This window comes from Pseudofrankia inefficax, assembly GCF_000166135.1.
GTDB lineage: Bacteria > Actinomycetota > Actinomycetes > Frankiales > Frankiaceae > Pseudofrankia > Pseudofrankia inefficax.
Genome location: NC_014666.1, coordinates 4,228,097 through 4,243,968 on the forward strand (window position 1 = coordinate 4,228,097; position 15,872 = coordinate 4,243,968).

The window sequence follows — 15,872 nt, forward strand, 5'->3', positions numbered from 1 at the left end:
TCAGGAGGCCGCCGTCGTGGCGTCCGCGAACTGGGCCGCGTACAGCCGGGCGTAGGCGCCGCCCGCGTGGACGAGCTGGTCGTGCGACCCCTGTTCGACGATGGCGCCGTTCTCCATGACGACGATCGTGTCGGCGTCCCGGATCGTGGACAGCCGGTGCGCGATGACGAACGCGGTGCGCCCCGCGCGCAGCGAGGCGGTCGCCTGCTGGATGAGGACCTCGGTACGCGTGTCGACCGAGCTGGTCGCCTCGTCGAGGACCAGGATCGGCGGTTCGGTCAGGAACGCGCGCGCGATCGTGAGCAGCTGCTTCTCTCCCGCGCTCAGGCTGGTGGCCTCGTCGTCGAGGACCGTGTCGTAGCCGTCCGGCAGGGTGCGGATGAACCGGTCGGCGTGGGCGGACGTGGCCGCGGCGACGATCCGTTCGCGGCCGGCGCCCGGCGTCCCGTAGGCGATGTTGTCGGCGATGGTGCCGCCGAACAGCCAGGTGTCCTGCAGGACCATGCCGATGCGGGACCGCGCCTGCGCGCGGGTGAGCGTGGCGATGTCGACCCCGTCGAGCGTGATGCGCCCCGCCGCGAGCTCGTAGAAGCGCAGCAGCAGGTTGACCAGGGTGGTCTTGCCGGCGCCGGTCGGCCCGACGATGGCGACCGTGTGCCCCGGTTCGGCGACCAGCGAGAGCGCCTCGATGAGCGGCCGGTCGGGGTGGTACCGGAAGGTGACGCCCTCGAAGGCCACCCGGCCGGTGGCCGGGACGGGCAGGAGGCCGGGCGTCACCGGGTCCGGGATCTCCTCGGCGGCGTCGAGGAACTCGTAGACCCGCTCGGCGGAGGCGATGCCGGACTGCACCATGCCGGCCATGCTCGCCAGGTAGATCAGCGGCTGGCTGTACTGCCGGGAGTACTGGATGAACGCCTGGACGTCGCCGACGCTCAGCGCGCCGGCGGCTATCCGGACACCGCCGACGACCGCGACGAGGACGTAGTTGAGGTTGCTGAGGAACGTCATCGCCGGCTGCAGCGTGCTCGACATCGCCTGGGAGCGCAGGGTCGTCTGGGCGAGGTGCTCGTTGTCCACCGCGAAACGGTCGGCGGCCTGCTGCTCGCGCCCGAAGGCCTTGATGACCGCGTGTCCGCTGTACATCTCCTCGATCTGACCGTTGAGCCGACCGGTCTGTTTCCACTGCTCCAGGTAGAGCGGCTGCGCACGGCGGCCTACCCGGGCCACGACGCCGAGCGTCAGCGGGACCGTGACCAGGGAGATCACCGCGAGCAGTGGGGAGACCCAGAACATGGCGGCCAGCATGCCGGCGATGCTGAACAGCGGGATGACGAGCTGGCTGAGCGTCTGCTGGAGGCTCTGGCCGAGGTTGTCGATGTCGTTCGTGACGCGGCTGAGAAGGTCGCCGCGCCGGTGCCGGTCGAAGTACGCCGCCGGCAGGCGGAAGATCTTCGCCTCGACGTCCTGACGCAGCCGTTGGATGGCGCGCTGCACGGCGAGGTTCGCCAGCCACCCCTGGACGAACGCGCAGAGGCCGGCCGCCAGGTACAGCAGCGTCGCTACCAGCAGAATCCTTCCGACGGCGTCGAAGTCGATGCCCCGGCCGGGGACGAAGTCCACGGTGCTCAGCGTCTGCGCCTCGGTCGCGTGCCCGTGCGCGCGCAGGTCACCCAGGACCTCGGCACGGGTGGCGTGGCCGTCGAGCGCGCGGCCGAAGGCGCCGGCCAGGACGAGGTTGGTCGCGCGGCCCAGCAGCCACGGCCCGATCGTCGTGAGGACCACGCTGACGAGACCGAAGACAACCGTCCCCGTCAGCGGCGCCCACTGGTGCCGGCCCATCCGCCAGAGCCGGCCCACCGTGGCGCGGGTGTTCGAGGAGTGGTCGGGCCGGCGCGCGGCCTCGACGGCGACGCCGGGGGAGCTGCGGGTGCGGCGGATGCTCATGCGGCTTCCGCCTCGGTGAGCTGGGAGAGCACGATCTCGCGGTAGGTGCCGTTGCCGGCGAACAGCTCGTCGTGGCTGCCGGTGCCGACCACCCGACCCTCGTCGAGCACGACGATCCGGTCGGCGTCGCGGATCGTGCTGACGCGCTGGGCTACGACGACGACCGCCGCGGCGGCGGTCTGGGTGGCGAGCGCGGCGCGCAGCCGGGCGTCGGTCGCGTAGTCCAGGGCCGAGAAGGAGTCGTCGAACAGGTACACATCGGGCCGGACGACCAGGGCGCGCGCGATCGCGAGCCGCTGGCGCTGCCCGCCGGAGAAGCTGGCGCCTCCCTGGGCGACCGGGGCGTCGAGGCCCTCGGGGAGGGCCTCGACGAACGCGCGGGCCTGGGCGATGTCGAGGGCGTGCCACAGCTCGTCGTCGGTGGCCTCCGGATCGCCGTAGCGAAGGTTCGAGGCGACGGTCCCGGAGAACAGGTAGGGCCGCTGGGGGACGTAGCCGATGGTCCTGCTCAGCAGCGACCGGTCGAGCGACCGCACGTCGACGCCGCCGACGAGCACGACACCCTCGGAGGGGTCGGCCAGCCGGGGCACCAGGCCGAGCAGGGTGCTCTTGCCGCTGCCGGTGCTGCCGATGATCGCGACGGTCTCGCCGCGGCCCGCGACCAGGTTGACGCCTCGCAGGACGGGGGCCTCGGCGCCTGGATAGCGGAATCCCACGTCGCGCAGCTCCACCCGCGCGGGCGTGACGAGCTTCGGTATGGCCGTCTTCGGTGGGAGCACGGTGCTCTCGGTGTCGAGGACCTCGCCGATGCGTCCGGCACAGACCTGCGCGCGGGGGAGCATCCGCAGCAGGTAGGTCACCATCGTCGCCGCGCCGAGGATCTGCAGCACGTAGCCGAGGAACGCGGACAGGGCGCCGACCCCGATGGCCGAGGACTCGACGCGGTGCGCGCCGAACCACACGACCGCGACCCCGGCGACGCTGGCGACGGCCGTGACCAGTGGGAACAGCAACGCCATCAGTCGGCCCACGCCCACCGACACGTCGGTCAGCAGGGTGTTCGAGGCCGCGAACCGCTCCTGTTCGCGGTCCTCCTGGACGAACGCGCGGATCACCCGCAGCCCGATGATCTGTTCGCGCAGGATCCGGTTCACCGAGTCCGTCGTGTCCTGCAGGGTCACCGACAGCGGTGTCATCCGGCGCAGGACCGCCCAGGCGAGACCGCCCAGCAGCGGCGCGACCACCACGAGAAGCAGTGACAGGGGCGCGTCCTGGCCGAGCGCGAACACGACCCCGCCGACGCACATCAGCGGCGCGGTCACCATGAACATGAGCGTGATCTGGGCGAGCATCTGGATCTGCTGGACGTCGTTGGTGGTGCGCACGACCAGCGACGCCGGTGTGAACTGGTTCAGCTCACGGGCGGAGAACGCGTGCACCCGGTTGAACAGCGCCGCTCGCAGGTCGCGGGCCAGGAAGGCGGAGAACCGGGACGCGACCCGGGCGGCGCCGATGGCGCAGGCCAGCTGGGCCAACGAGACGCCGATCATGAGGGCTCCGACCCGCCAGATGTAGCCGGTGTCGCCGGGCAGGACGCCCCTGTCGATCACGTCGGCGCTCAGATCGGGAAGATAGAGGGCGCCGGCACACTGCACGGTCTGGAGGACGGTCACGAGGGCGACGTCGCGGCGGTAGAGGCGCGCATACGGCACGAGCAGGCGGATCAGCACACGGCCCTCCACGTTCGGGTCTGGCGCACGGCGAGTGGGTCCGGCTCACGGCGAAGGTCGGCGGCGCCGCCTGGCACACTGGCGCGGGGCCACAGTTTCATCAAGATAGATGTATCGTGTTTGATGTAAGGATGCCATGGATGGGTTCGAGCTGTTCCAGTTGGGCCGCCGGCTGATGAAGCTCGGCGAGCAGTCGATCCCCGAGGTCGGCATCCTGCGGCTGTCCGGCCCGACGCGGGCGATCGTGTTCGACGTCTTCGAGAACCCGGGCAGCTCGATCTCCGAGATCACCGCCCGCGTCGAGTTCCCGCAGAGCCAGGTCTCGGCGTGCGTGGCCCGCCTGCGTGAGGCCGAGGTGTTCGAGACGGTCAGCGACCCCGCGGACCGGCGCAGGACCCTCGTGCGGCCCACGGCCAGCGCGCTGAGCCGGGCGCGGGACCGTCCCACCGCGGTGATCGACCAGGCCATCGCCGAGAGGATCGGCACCAGCGACCCCGTCGAGGTCCAGCGCGTCAAGGACGCGCTCGACACCCTGGCGGCACTGCTGCGAACGGACCGGAATGACGCGGACGAGCCCGCCCTGGACGGGCGGAACGGCTGCTGACCCGCGTCCGCCTCGGGCGGGCGCAAGGGCGGCAGGCGCGAGTCCGCCTCGGGTAGGGCGGAAGGGCCGCTGACGCCTGTCCGCACCGGTCGCGGCGTCGCCTGACGGGCTGACGCCGTGTCGCGATGGTGTCGTGACTCCCCGCGCGTCGCGGGCCAGGTCGGGGGCGGGGTTGGTGGCGCGCCCTGGGCTTGTGCGCGCTAGCGGGGCGGTGCTAGCCTACGCCCCGACAGCTAGCGCACGCTAGTGGCCTGGAGCACGGCACGCTGCGCCTGCGGCGCGTCACTCCCTGCGCACCACCCTCGGGCCGCCGGACGGCCGTCGCTGCCCACGGCCTTCCCGCGTCAATGCGGCCGCTCTTCGCACCGCGGCCTCCCACGACCCGGTCCGACGACCCCGACAATGGAGCTGGACATGCACTTACGCCGTACTGGACGGCTGGCGATATTAGCCGTCGCCGCCGCGACCGCGCTGGCCGTGGCGGGCTGTAGCACCTCCTCGAAGAAGGTCGCTCCCGTCCCGGCCCCGACCGCGACCCTGAAGGCGGCGCCGGCGCCCGCGATCTCACCGGGCGTCACCGCGGACAGCATCAAGATCGGGTTCGTCTATCCCGACCTGTCCGTCGTCAAGCAGTACGTGAACGTCGACCACGGCGACTACCAGGCCGTCTTCACAGCACTCGTGGACAAGGTGAACGCCTCCGGCGGCATCAACGGCCGCAAGATCGTGCCGGTGTTCGGCGCGGTCAACGTCATCTCGCCGGCCGGCGCCCAGGACACCTGCGTCCATCTGACCCAGGACGAGAAGGTCTTCGCGGTCATCGGCAGCCTCAACGCCGACGACGCACTGTGCTACGTCCAGATCCACAAGACGCTGACCGTCGGCGGTGACCTGAACGCGTCGCGGTATCTGAAGGCGCAGGCTCCGTGGTTCTCCGACCTGCGCGGTGGAGACGCGGCCGGGGACGGCCTGAAGCTGTTCGACAACGGTGGCCTGAAGAGCAAGAAGGTCGCCGTCATCGGCTACAAGGCCGACCAGTACACGATGAACAGCGTCGTGGCGCCGGCGCTGAAGAAGCTCGGCGTGACGCCGGTCGCGACCGCGGTGATGGACGCTCCGATCACGGACCCCGCCGCCGTCGCCCAGCAGACCGGCGTGTTCGTCCAGAAGTTCCAGTCCGTCGGCGCCGACGCGGTCATCGTCGTCGGCGGGGCCTCGGGCTCGTTCCCCGCGCAGCTGGAGAAGGCCACCTCCTACCGGCCCCAGTTGCTGTTCACCGACCAGGGGCAGGCCAGCGCCTACTCGCTCTCGTCGGGCAAGCATGACTTCAGCACGCTGAACAACGCGCAGGCGCTCGGAATCGCCTCCGACTGGAACAACCCGCCGAACCAGGCCTGCATCGACACCGCCGAGGCGGCCATCCCGTCGCTGAAGGGCGCGCTGCTCGACCCGACCACCATACCCACGGGGAAGCCCACCTTCGGAACGTCCGAGAACGTGTCCTGCCGCTATCTGGACCTGTTCACGGCGATCGCCCAGAAGGCCGGCAAGAACCTCACCTACGCGAGTTTCCAGCAGGCCGCCTTCTCGCTCGGTTCCTTCGTTGTCCCCGGTGGCCTCGAAAAGGCGAACTACACCCCGGGCAACCCGGGCGGGGCCGTGCCGCTGCACCTGTTCAAGTACGACCCGACACAGCAGAAGTGGGCGCTGTCCACCAGCTGACCTCGCCCGGTTCGCTGGCTCCGGGCCTGGGGCACGGCCATCACCATGCCCCAGGCCTGGCGCCGTGCGCACCGGTCGCCACCTCGGCGGCACCTGCTGCCTGCTGGTGATCTCACCTTCGTCGGGTAGATCTCGAGGCCACGCAGGAGGAGGGTGACCCTGTCCACGCGCGTATCGGCGTCGACAACCGGGTGGGTGAACCGGCAGAAGGCGAGCACGCCGCGAAATCTCCGGGGAACGGCGACGAAGGCCCGACTCGTACGGGCCGCGAAGGCCGTCTTCGAGGAATGCGGTTTCCTGGATGCCAGGATCGCCGACATCGCGGACCGAGCCGGAGTCTCGTACGGATCCTTCTACCATTACTTCGACTCGAAGCTGCAGATCCTCTGCGAGGTCGCGCGAGCGGTGGGCGGCCTGCTTCAGGAGCCGATGTGCGCCGCGACGTCCGACCCGACCGGCCTCGCCTCGCCGGCCGAGCTGGTCAGGCAGCTGAGCCGGCGGTACCTGACGGTCTACCGGGACGAGGCACGCGTCATCGCCGCCATCGAGGTGATCTCCCGCTACGAGCCGGAGCTTGCCGCCATCACGTTCGGCTATCTCGAGGCCGACCGGGCCCGGATCGCTCGGGCGGTTCGCCGGACGAGGACCCGCCCCTGCGCGGTCGCCGACGCCGATACCGAGGTCGCGCTCCTGGCGATGAGCGCGATGATGAACCGCTACGCCGAGATGTGGTTCGTGCAGAAGCTACTGGAGATCGACTTCGACGACGGAGTGGACCAGCTTTCCCGCCTGTGTCTGAACGCCCTCCAGCTTGCCTGTTCGGTGGAGCCGGGCGACAGAAGCGGTCACGAGGAAGTCATTGTCTGGCCCTGACGGCCTTGCTGACGCGTGCCGGGCCCGGGCCCGTCGGGCGCTGGCCCAGGCCCGGCACGTCGTTCGTCAGCGGATGACGAGCCGGTCAGCTCAGGAAGGCCCGGACCTGGCTCGCCACGGTGGCGTCGTCATGGAGCTGGGTGTGCTCCAGGCAGCCGGCGGCCGTGTTCGTCGCGCCGGTGAGCAGGACGCTGGAGTCGGGGTTGATCACCTCGTCGCAGGACGACCACCAGGTGCCGTACTTGACCGTGCCAGGCGTCTCGTCGCCCGCGTTCAGGCTGTTCAGGAAGGACGAGCCGGAAAGCATCTGCGAGCACGAGGTGTAGAGCAGCGCGCACAGGTTCGCGGTGCTGGTCCCGTGGTTGGGCCCGCCGAGCGACACCCAGTCGTCGACGTACGCGGTCCCGCCGAGTGACTTCAGGTAGTAGCGGGAGGAAAGCGCGCCCATCGAGTGGCTGACGATGTCGACCTTGCTCGCTCCGGTACTCGCGAGGACGCTGGTCACCTTGGCCGCGAGTTGGCTCGCCGTGGTGACGTTCGACTGATGTGAGTCGTAGGTGAACACCACCAGCTGGGACGCGGACCATCCGTTGGCTTCGAAGTTCGCCACCATGTCCGTCCACGTCGACGTCGAGCCGTTGAACCCGTAGACGAAAATGACCGGGTCATGTGTCGCGGCGCTGGCGGTTCCCGTCGTGCCGATCAGTACGGCACCGAAGGCGACGAAGAACGCTGTCAGCGCCCTGACTACCTTGATCACTGATGCTCCTGCGGGTGAGCGGGTTAGGGCTCGGAAAGAATTTCACCGCATCGGCGATCGGTGGAGGGACTCCGCGCCACGTTCACGCTCGATTACTGGTATCGCCAGACCGGCTTAAGCAGGTCGTCGCCGAGAGCGCCGCCGGTATGAGGTCGGGAAATCCAACCTGAATGGTCGGAGCGCCGCGGTCGGCGAGGTTACGGCGTTTGCCTGGATCGGTGCCTCGGCGTTGAACGGGTTGGTCGGCCCGCATCGGAGCAGGCGATGGTCAGGCGACGGCTTCCTCGCCGAGGAGGGTGGTGCGGTGCATCAGGCGGCGGGAGGCGGCGGTGTAGGGCTGGGCGCGGTGCAGGATGCCGGTGTTGTCCCAGATGACGAGGTCGCCGGGCGCCCAGTGGTGGCGTAGGGCGAAGCGGGGCTGGGTGGCCCAGTCGAGGAGCCGGTCCAGCAGTGCGCGGCTTTCGTCGGCTGGCAGGCCGACGATGTAATCCGCTGTGGTGCCGACAAGCAGGGACTTGCGGCCGTTGCGGCGGGTCCAGACCAGGGGATGTTCGCGGGAGGGGACCTTCTCCCAGCTGGCGCGGACCTTGTCGGAGGCATCGGGACTGATGAGCCGCTGGGTGGCCGCGAAGCTGTGGACCACGCGCAGGGCGGCGTACTGGGCCTTGTCGTCGTCGGACAGCGAGTCGTAGGCGGCGTAGAGGCTGGCGAACTCGGTGTCGCCGCCTTCCGTCGCGACCTCCAGCGCGGTGAGCAGAGTCGCCTTCTGCGGGACGAGGTCGTTCGCGCCGTCGATGTGCCAGTAGAAGGTGCCGGTCCGATAGGCCGCCAGGGTGCTCTGGGCCGGGTCGAGGGAGATCGCGGAGATCTCGGGGAAGTCCTGCTGGCCGCCCATGGGTGCGACCACGACGTCACCGAGCTGTCGGCTGAGGGCGACCAGGTCGGCGTCGCCGATGTGGGCCTCGCGGTAGATGACGACGCCGTGCTCGTCGAGGTACTTGCGGGTGTCGGCGGCGACGGCCGGGTCCGCCAGCTGGTGGCCGGCGAGGCCCGTGACCTGGACGCCTACCTCGGCGCTGATCGGGCTGACGGTGACGGACAAAGGTGGCTCCCGTCGAATCGGGTCGGGTGGTGCCGGAGCGACTAGCTGGTCGCGGCGATCTTCGGGGCCGTGTGTTCGGCGCGGTGGTAGCCGCCGTGCCAGCCGTCGGTGCCGAGCAGGTGCAGCCTGCGCTCGTGCAGCTTCCAGCCGTCGGCGGTCCGCACGACGACGTCGTGGTAATAGCCCCAGACCTGCGGGGTCTTCCCGACCTGGGTGCGGTGCCAGGCGTACATCGAGGTCCGGACGGTCGCCCGGTCGTCGGTGTCGAACGCGATCAGGACGTTGGCGTTGTGGTGGCTGGTCGCGGCGAACCCGTAGTCGACGCCGTCGCGGATCGCGCTGTCGAGCAGTTTCCGGTACGCGGCACGGCCGTGGATGACGGGCGCGGAGCCGGGGCCGTAGTCGATGACGCAGTCGTCGGTGAACAGCGCGGCCAGCTCGTCGTTCAGCTTGTGGTCGACGCAGTAGGAGTACCGGTGGACGAGATCGACGATGGCGTCCTTGTCCAGCAGCCGTCGCAACGCCCTGCGGTCGTCCTCGACGGCGTTGCCGGAGGCGCTCATACGGCGATTGGGGCTTCGAGCCCGAACAGTTTGGCGGTGGTGCCGCCGAGGATCGCCGCGCGGTCCTCGGCGCTGACGCCCTGGAACTGCGCGGCGATCGCTTCCCGGGTGCGTCGGAAGGTGCCTTCCGGGTGCGGGTAGTCGACGCCCCACACGAGGGTGGACAGGCCGGTGATGTGCCGGCAGGCCAGCGCGACCGGGTCCTCCTGGAACGACACGTGGATCTGGCGTCGGACGTAGTCGCTGGGCCGCAGCGGGTAGGGCCACCGCTCGTTGAGCTTGAACACCTGCGCCATACCGGGCTGGTCGTCCTCGGGCCGGTTGTCGTCCCAGAGGCCGACCCAGAAGTCGCGGTCCTGGCCGACTCCCAGCGTCCACGCCTTGTCCATCGCGGCCATGAACGACACGAGCCAGTTCGCGTTGAACTCGACCAGCACGAAATGCAGGTCCGGGAACCGTTCGGTGACGCCGCCGCCGACCAGGGAGGCGATGATCTGCTGGGGCGCCAGCGACTGCTGAGTCGCGGCGAACACGATCCGGTCGACGACGAGGTTGTCGTTGATCGGCTGGCTCTGTGCCGCGACGGTGAGCATGAGGCCCCGCAGCGTCGGTGACGCGGCTCGGCTGACCTTCACTCCACCGGTAGCGACGTGGAACGTGACGGTCATGCCGTTGGCCTGGGCCGCGGACCACACCCGGTCGAGCTCCCGAGAATGGTACGGAATCGGGGAGACCGCAGGGAGCAGGATCGCCCGCAGTCCCAGGCCGGCGACGCGATTGATCTCGGCGACCGCGTCATCCACATCGGTCATCGGAATGGGCGCGGTCGGCGCGATCCGCGCGCGGTGCGGGCTGAACGTCTCGGCGACGTAGTCGTTGTACACGCGGGCGTGCGCCAGCGACAGCTCGTGGTCGTCGGAGTAGAGCCCGAAGAACGACAGGTTCGGGTGCATCACCTGCGCCCGGACACCCTCGCTGTCCATGTCCTGGAGAATCCGCTCCGGGCGGCCGGTGTTCGGCGAGCCGTCGAAATGCGGGTAGGCGGAGTTCGTCCACCCCTCGAACCCGGGCGTGTGCAGCTTCCGGAACTGAGTCCGCCCATCGGGGCCCAGCGGCGCGATCTCGAGGTTCTCCTCCCAGATGGCCCGGTCCCGCAGGTGCTTCGGGAGCCGGGTCAGGAACAGGTCGGGCGGCTCGACGATGTGCCCGTCCACAGAGACCAGGAGTTCTTCCGTCACGGCGGTTCCCTACGCTTTCACCCGGCGACCTGAGACTCGGTGTCACGCTAGCTACCAAGTTTCCAAGCTGCAAGCTGGGCTCAGCCGCCGGGTACGATCGGTCGGTGAACGTAGCGACACGGACGTCCGCGCGGGAGGTGGCCCGCGGCGCGGTCCGGGCGATGCTGGCCGAGGTGGCGCTGGGGCTGTTCCGCCGCGACGGCTTCGACAAGGTCACGATCAACGACATCGCCGCGGCCGCCGGGGTGTCCCGCAGCACCGTCCTGCGCTACTTCGGCACCAAGGAGGACGCGGTCCTCGGCGCCCTGGACGCCCACGGCGAGCAGGTGGCGGACGCTCTGCGCGCCCGGCCGGCCGGCGAGGACGACTGGGCCGCGCTGCGCCGCGCGCTGGACATCGTCGTCGACATCTACCGCCAGGACCCGGACGCCGCTCTCACGACGACACGGCTCGTCCTGGCCACCCCCGCGCTGCACACCCGCCAGTGGGAGAAGCAGCACGGCTGGCGTCCCGCCCTGGCGCGGGCTCTCGCCGAACGCGGCGCGTCCCCGCGGCCGGAGATCACGCACACCGTGCGGGCCGCCGCCGCCCTGGACTGCCTGAACATCGCCATCGCGCACTGGGCGCGATCCGACAACACCCTCGACCTCGCCGACCTCCTGGATGAGGCGTTCGCGGCCCTGAGCGTGTGACCCCGTTCGCGATCGCGCGCCGCGCCGGCTGAGCGCTGAAACGCCGCGCCACCGAGTCGGTAGCGCGCGCTAGCATGACGACATGCGCCCTGAGGGGAAGTCGTGAACGTCAATCCGATACTGCCGGGCTTCTACCCCGATCCCTCGATCTGCCGGGTCGGCGGCGACTACTTCGTGGTGACGTCGAGCTTCGAGTACTTCCCCGGAGTGCCGATCTTCCACAGCACCGACCTCGTCAGCTGGGAGCAGATCGGCAACGTGCTCGACCGCCCCAGCCAGCTGCACGTGGCCCCGGGCCTGGCGTCGGCGAGCACAGGGATCTTCGCGCCGACCCTGCGCCACCACGACGGGCGGTTCTGGCTGACGACGACGAACTTCGCCGACGTCCGCCGGGGCCACCTGATCGTCCAGGCCGACGACCCGGCCGGCGACTGGACCGACCCGGTCTACACCGCCGGCGCGATCGGAATCGATCCCGACCTCGCCTGGGACGACGACGGCACCTGCCATCTCACGTGGTGCTTCCCCGGGCAGATCAGGCAGGCGGCCGTCGACCCCGACAGTGGGAAGTTGCTCTCCGAGCCACGCGCCCTCTGGAGCGGAACGGGGCTCGCCCACCCCGAAGGACCGCACCTGTTCCGGCGGGACGGCTGGTGGTACCTCGTGCTCGCCGAGGGCGGCACCGACCGGGGGCACGCCGTGTCGATCGCGCGCTCGCGTCTCATCACCGGCCCGTTCACCGGTAACCCCGCCAATCCGATCCTGACCCGCGGTGGCACCGAGCACCCGGTCCAGAGCACCGGTCACGCCGACCTCGTCGAGCTTTCCAGTGGCGAGTGGGCGATGGTGCACCTCGGCGTACGCCCGCGCGGCACGTTCCCGCTCTGGCACGTCAACGGCCGGGAGTCCTTCCTGACCGGCATCGACTGGGCCGACGGCTGGCCTGTCGTCGTGGAGGACCGGTTGGCCGTGCCGGTCCGGGACAACGCGTTCACCGACGAGTTCCGCGCGCCGCCGCTGCACCCCCGCTGGATCTCGCCTGGTACCGATCCCCGGACGTTCACCCGCCACCGCCCCGGCGGCGGTCTCGTCCTGGCCGCGGGCAGGACGGCCGACGCGGCCGACTGCCTGCTGGCCGTGCGGGCCCGGGATCTCCATTGGCTGGCGACCGTCGACCTCGCCGAGGGTGATGCCCGCCTGACCGTCCGGATCGACGACGCGCACTGGGTCGCCGTCGAGAGGCGCGCGGACGGCCTCGCTGCCCGGATGGTGGTCGGTCCGCTCGATCAGGTCCTCGCGACCGCCAACGGGATCGGTACCGGCGACGCACTCGCCATCCGCGCGGTGGCGCACGCCGACGCGGCCACGTTCCGCGCCGGCCCTGACCAGCTGGAGCTGGGCTACCTGCGCGACGGTGAGTTCCGCCGGCTCGCCACCGTCGACGGCCGCTACCTCTCCACCGAGGTCGCCGGCGGCTTCACCGGCCGCGTCATCGGCGTCGAGGCCCTCGCCACCGACGCCACCCTCACCCGCTTCGCCTACCAAGCCCTCGCCTGACCCTGCTGGCCTAGTCGGCGGAGCCTGGCCGCGAGTGGCCTTGAGCCCCCACCGGCGTGTCGATCGCCGGTTGGGATTCGGAGCTGCACGCCGAGTCGGAGCTAGATCGCCGGGGGAGAGGTGAGCCAGGCGGTGAGCCGGTCCAGGCTGCGTTCGCCGGCCGGCGTGAACGGCTCGTTCAGGTGGCCGTGGCGGGAGCCCGGCTCGAACTCGACCCGCACCGGGACGCTCGCCGCGGCCAGTCGCGCCGCGTAGCCCTCGCCGGAGGCGCGCAGGAAGTCCGCGTCGGAGTTCAGCACGTACACCGGCGGCTGGCCGGCGACGTCGCCGCTGGCGGGGAAGGCATAGGGATCCGTCAGTCGCTCGGCGGCGCCGACGTAGTTCAGATCGATCTCCTCGCTCATGTCCGGGGTGAGGAAGAGATCGTCCAACGCGGCCGTCTTGGCGCTGAGATCCGCGCTCGCCGCCGGAAGGTGCGCGTGCAGGACGCTGTACGCGAGCAGCAGCGAGGCGGGCAGGGGCCCGGCGCCGTCCCGAAGCCGCTTGGCCACCCCGGCGGCCAGGTTCCCGCCCGCGCTGGCCCCGCCCAGATGCAGTCCCGCCGGCTCGGCGCCCAGGTCCCCGGCGTGCTCGACCGCCCACAGCCACGCCGCGAGCACGTCGTCGGACGGAGCCGGGAACCGAACGCCACGCAGGCACTTGCGGTACTCGACCGACAGCACCGGGACGCCGCGCGAGGCGAGGGTCAGCCCGACCCAGTTCGCCTCCGGCATGTCCAGGTCGCCGGTGACGAAGGCGCCGCCATGGGCCCAGACCAGCGCCGAGCCCGACGCGTGACCCGGTTCCCGGTAGAGCCGGGCGGGCATCGCCGCGGGACCGTCGATGACCACCTCGGTGACCTCGACCTGGGCCAGTTCCGGATAGTGCGCCGTGAGGGCCGCGGTATCCGGCACCGGCGGCAGGCGCTTGGCGATCAGCTCGGGGCTCGTCGTCTCCAGGAACCGGACCCAACCGGCGAAGGGCGTCAGGCTCCGCTCGCCGTCAGTCTCTGAGGTCACGCTGCCTCCCACAGTGAGCCGCTCACGCTAACAGCGAGAACTAGCGCGCGCAAGCGACCATGGTCGAGGCGGGCGGAGGCCGCGGGGATCGTCACGCGGGGGGCCTCCCCGCTGACCTGGCCCCTACGTTCCGGCCGTTGGAGGGTCAGATCCTGGCTGGCTGTTCGGCATGGGCCGGCAGAGCGAGCGCGTGCAGGCCGGCGCGGATCCGGTCGAGGGACATGCCGCGGGCGGTGTGCAGGTAGTCGACGGCGTCGGCGCGCACGGCGGTGTACAGGATGTGGCCGAAGTAGTCGGCGTCCACCCCTGGGCGCGCGGCGGCGACGCGCCGGGTGAGCTCGGCGGTCCAGTGCCGGCTCGCGGGGCTGGTGTAGTAGCCGTTCGGCCCGCTGTGGTCGAGCGCCCGGATGAGCGCCCGGTTGGCCCAGACGAAGTCGAGCAGGTCGTCGAGATAGGCCAGCAGCGCCGGACCGGGTTCGGCGGGGTCGTTGGCGGTTGTCGGGTCCTTCTCGCTGCGCAGCAGCGCGGTGGCGCGGCGGGCGAGCACCGCCTCGATCAGGGCGCCGCGGTCGCTGAACCTGCGGAACAGGGTGCCCTTGCCGACCCCGGCGGCCTCGGCGATGTCGTTCATCGACACCGTGCCGGCGTCCGTGCGGTCGAACAGGTCGGCCGCCGCGGTCAGGATGGCCTCCCGGTTGCGCGCGGCGTCGGCTCGTTCCCGGCCGGCAGTCATCAGCGCAGCTCCTCTTCGGTGGCGACGGTTGCCAGTCGGACCGCCGGTCCGTATCGTATCCACTAAGCGGACCGGCGGTCCGAGAAGACGGGGTTCGGACCCTGATTGTCGCTGGAGCCCGCGCCAGGTCGGCGGCCGCCGCGGTGACCCGTGCCGCCATCCGCCGTCGACCACGGTTTCCGACAGTGCACCTGCGTCCACCGGGAGGATCCGCGATGTCGCTCCGGTGGGCCATCGCCGGCACCGGCGAGGTCGCTCATGGGTTCGCCGTGGCCCTCGGCCGGGTGCCCGACGCCGAGCTGGTGGCCGTCGGGTCCCGCGATCCGGCCGCGACGGAGGACCTCGGCGCCCGGTTCGGCGTGCCGCGACGCCGGAGGTACGGCTCCTACGAGGAGCTCGCGGCGGACGACCGCGTCGACCTCGTCTACGTGGCCACGCCCTCGTCCCACCACCACCGTCACACAGTGCTGTTCCTGAGCGCCGGGCGCGGGGTGCTGTGCGAGAAGCCGTTCGCCCTGGACGCCGCCCAGGCCGGTGAGATGGTGGCGACGGCTCGCGAGCAGGGCCGGTTCCTGATGGAGGCGATGGGGAGCCGCTTCCTGCCGGCCTACGTGCGGTTGCGGGAGCTGGTCGCCGCCGGCTCGATCGGCACCGTTCTCGGGGTCGACGGTGATTTCGGCCTGCGGTTTCCCTCGCTGGCGGGCCACCGCCTGTTCGATTCGGCCGAGGGTGACGGCGCCCTGCTCGACCTCGGCGTCTACCCGGTCTCGCTGGCCAGCATGCTGCTCGGCGAACCCGACCGGGTGAGCGCGCTCGGCGAGCGGGACGCCGCCGGCGTCGACGAGCACGTCGCCGTCCTCATGAACTACCGGCAGGGCGCGGTGGCGATCGCCCGCGCGTCACTGCGCGTCAGCCTCGGCTGCACCGCCAGGATCTTCGGTTCCGACGGCAGCATCGAGCTGCCCGCGTTCATGCACTGCCCGGACGAGCTGGTGCTGCGGGGCCGGTCCGGCACCCAGCGGCTGCACCTGCCGGCGGCCAGCGACAACGCGGACGCCGGCCATCTGGGCGGCAGCGGGCCCGGCGGCGGCCTGCACCACCAGATCCGCCACGTGCACGACCGGCTGCGGGCCGGGCAGCTGGACAGCGACGTCATGCCGCTCGCGGAGTCCGTCTCGGTGATGCGCACCCTCGACGCCGCCCGCGCCCACCTCGCGCTGCGTTACCTCGACGCCGACCTCAGATTTCCCCACACCCAGGCGGCCGCCGGCAGGTGAGACCTACATCGGTGAAGGG

The 15,872-nt window shown here is 70.9% G+C and carries 14 protein-coding genes; 6 read left to right on the top strand and 8 right to left on the bottom strand.

From position 1 onward, the window contains the following. Together FRAEUI1C_RS17035 and FRAEUI1C_RS17040 are read right to left on the bottom strand one after the other, a co-directional pair. A complete protein-coding gene (locus tag FRAEUI1C_RS17035) occupies nt 1–1,944 on the bottom strand; it encodes an ABC transporter ATP-binding protein (RefSeq protein WP_013424555.1) in 1,944 nt (647 codons plus the stop codon). Further along, a complete protein-coding gene (locus FRAEUI1C_RS17040; RefSeq protein ID WP_013424556.1) occupies nt 1,941–3,674 on the bottom strand; it encodes an ABC transporter ATP-binding protein in 1,734 nt (577 codons plus the stop codon). Before FRAEUI1C_RS17040 ends, FRAEUI1C_RS17035 begins: the two co-directional genes overlap by 4 nt. A 136-nt stretch (nt 3,675–3,810) precedes the next feature. On the opposite strand from FRAEUI1C_RS17040, the gene FRAEUI1C_RS17045 reads away from it, so the two are divergent. From FRAEUI1C_RS17045 to FRAEUI1C_RS17055, 3 genes are all read left to right on the top strand, one after another. Further along, entirely contained in the window at nt 3,811–4,278 is a 468-nt protein-coding gene (locus FRAEUI1C_RS17045) for a helix-turn-helix domain-containing protein (protein ID WP_013424557.1), read from the top strand. Between the two features lie 414 nt (nt 4,279–4,692). Then, nucleotides 4,693–6,000, top strand: coding sequence for an ABC transporter substrate-binding protein (locus FRAEUI1C_RS17050; RefSeq protein WP_013424558.1), 1,308 nt, complete (start codon nt 4,693–4,695; stop codon nt 5,998–6,000). A gap of 195 nt (nt 6,001–6,195) precedes the next feature. Beyond that, nucleotides 6,196–6,873, top strand: a complete 678-nt coding sequence (locus FRAEUI1C_RS17055; protein ID WP_232425461.1) for a TetR/AcrR family transcriptional regulator — start codon at nt 6,196–6,198, stop codon at nt 6,871–6,873. An 85-nt stretch (nt 6,874–6,958) separates the two neighbouring features. Here FRAEUI1C_RS17055 and FRAEUI1C_RS17060 read toward each other — a convergent pair whose 3' ends face one another. From FRAEUI1C_RS17060 to FRAEUI1C_RS17075, 4 genes are all read right to left on the bottom strand, one after another. Beyond that, the gene (locus FRAEUI1C_RS17060; protein WP_013424560.1) at nt 6,959–7,633 is read right to left on the bottom strand and encodes an esterase/lipase family protein; all 675 of its coding nucleotides are present in this window, start codon (nt 7,631–7,633) and stop codon (nt 6,959–6,961) included. 268 nt (nt 7,634–7,901) lie between these two features. Beyond that, nucleotides 7,902–8,735 (bottom strand): TauD/TfdA dioxygenase family protein, encoded by an 834-nt coding sequence (locus FRAEUI1C_RS17065; protein WP_013424561.1) that lies wholly within the window; start codon nt 8,733–8,735, stop codon nt 7,902–7,904. Between the two features lie 41 nt (nt 8,736–8,776). Continuing rightward, entirely contained in the window at nt 8,777–9,298 is a 522-nt protein-coding gene (locus FRAEUI1C_RS17070) for a nuclear transport factor 2 family protein (protein ID WP_013424562.1), read from the bottom strand. After that, the gene (locus tag FRAEUI1C_RS17075; RefSeq protein ID WP_013424563.1) at nt 9,295–10,536 is read right to left on the bottom strand and encodes an amidohydrolase family protein; all 1,242 of its coding nucleotides are present in this window, start codon (nt 10,534–10,536) and stop codon (nt 9,295–9,297) included. The genes FRAEUI1C_RS17070 and FRAEUI1C_RS17075 overlap by 4 nt, the downstream gene beginning before the upstream one ends. A 104-nt stretch (nt 10,537–10,640) precedes the next feature. On the opposite strand from FRAEUI1C_RS17075, the gene FRAEUI1C_RS17080 reads away from it, so the two are divergent. Together FRAEUI1C_RS17080 and FRAEUI1C_RS17085 are read left to right on the top strand one after the other, a co-directional pair. Beyond that, on the top strand, nt 10,641–11,228 hold the full coding sequence (locus FRAEUI1C_RS17080) for a TetR family transcriptional regulator (RefSeq protein ID WP_041259421.1): 588 nt from the start codon (nt 10,641–10,643) through the stop codon (nt 11,226–11,228). A gap of 102 nt (nt 11,229–11,330) precedes the next feature. Continuing rightward, complete coding sequence (locus FRAEUI1C_RS17085) at nt 11,331–12,785, top strand: glycoside hydrolase family 43 protein (RefSeq protein WP_013424565.1); 1,455 nt, start codon at nt 11,331–11,333, stop codon at nt 12,783–12,785. Nucleotides 12,786–12,886: 101 nt separating this feature from the next. Here the strand turns inward: FRAEUI1C_RS17085 and FRAEUI1C_RS17090 are convergent, their stop codons facing one another. Both FRAEUI1C_RS17090 and FRAEUI1C_RS17095 read right to left on the bottom strand, forming a co-directional pair. Beyond that, a complete protein-coding gene (locus FRAEUI1C_RS17090) occupies nt 12,887–13,843 on the bottom strand; it encodes an alpha/beta hydrolase fold domain-containing protein (protein ID WP_013424566.1) in 957 nt (318 codons plus the stop codon). Nucleotides 13,844–13,988: 145 nt separating this feature from the next. Then, nucleotides 13,989–14,576, bottom strand: a complete 588-nt coding sequence (locus tag FRAEUI1C_RS17095) for a TetR/AcrR family transcriptional regulator (protein ID WP_013424567.1) — start codon at nt 14,574–14,576, stop codon at nt 13,989–13,991. Between the two features lie 215 nt (nt 14,577–14,791). Here FRAEUI1C_RS17095 and FRAEUI1C_RS17100 point away from each other — a divergent pair, with 215 nt between their 5' ends. Then, nucleotides 14,792–15,853: a Gfo/Idh/MocA family protein gene (locus tag FRAEUI1C_RS17100; protein ID WP_013424568.1), complete on the top strand. Its 1,062-nt coding sequence runs from the start codon at nt 14,792–14,794 to the stop codon at nt 15,851–15,853. The last annotated feature ends 19 nt before the right edge of the window (nt 15,854–15,872 follow it).

Coding starts and splice junctions, on each gene's coding strand:
- FRAEUI1C_RS17035 (WP_013424555.1), bottom strand. CDS start 1,944: ATGAGCATCCGCCGCACCCGCAGCTCCCCCGGCGTCGCCGTCGAGGCC.
- FRAEUI1C_RS17045 (WP_013424557.1), top strand. CDS start 3,811: ATGGATGGGTTCGAGCTGTTCCAGTTGGGCCGCCGGCTGATGAAGCTC.
- FRAEUI1C_RS17050 (WP_013424558.1), top strand. CDS start 4,693: ATGCACTTACGCCGTACTGGACGGCTGGCGATATTAGCCGTCGCCGCC.
- FRAEUI1C_RS17070 (WP_013424562.1), bottom strand. CDS start 9,298: ATGAGCGCCTCCGGCAACGCCGTCGAGGACGACCGCAGGGCGTTGCGA.
- FRAEUI1C_RS17095 (WP_013424567.1), bottom strand. CDS start 14,576: ATGACTGCCGGCCGGGAACGAGCCGACGCCGCGCGCAACCGGGAGGCC.
- FRAEUI1C_RS17100 (WP_013424568.1), top strand. CDS start 14,792: ATGTCGCTCCGGTGGGCCATCGCCGGCACCGGCGAGGTCGCTCATGGG.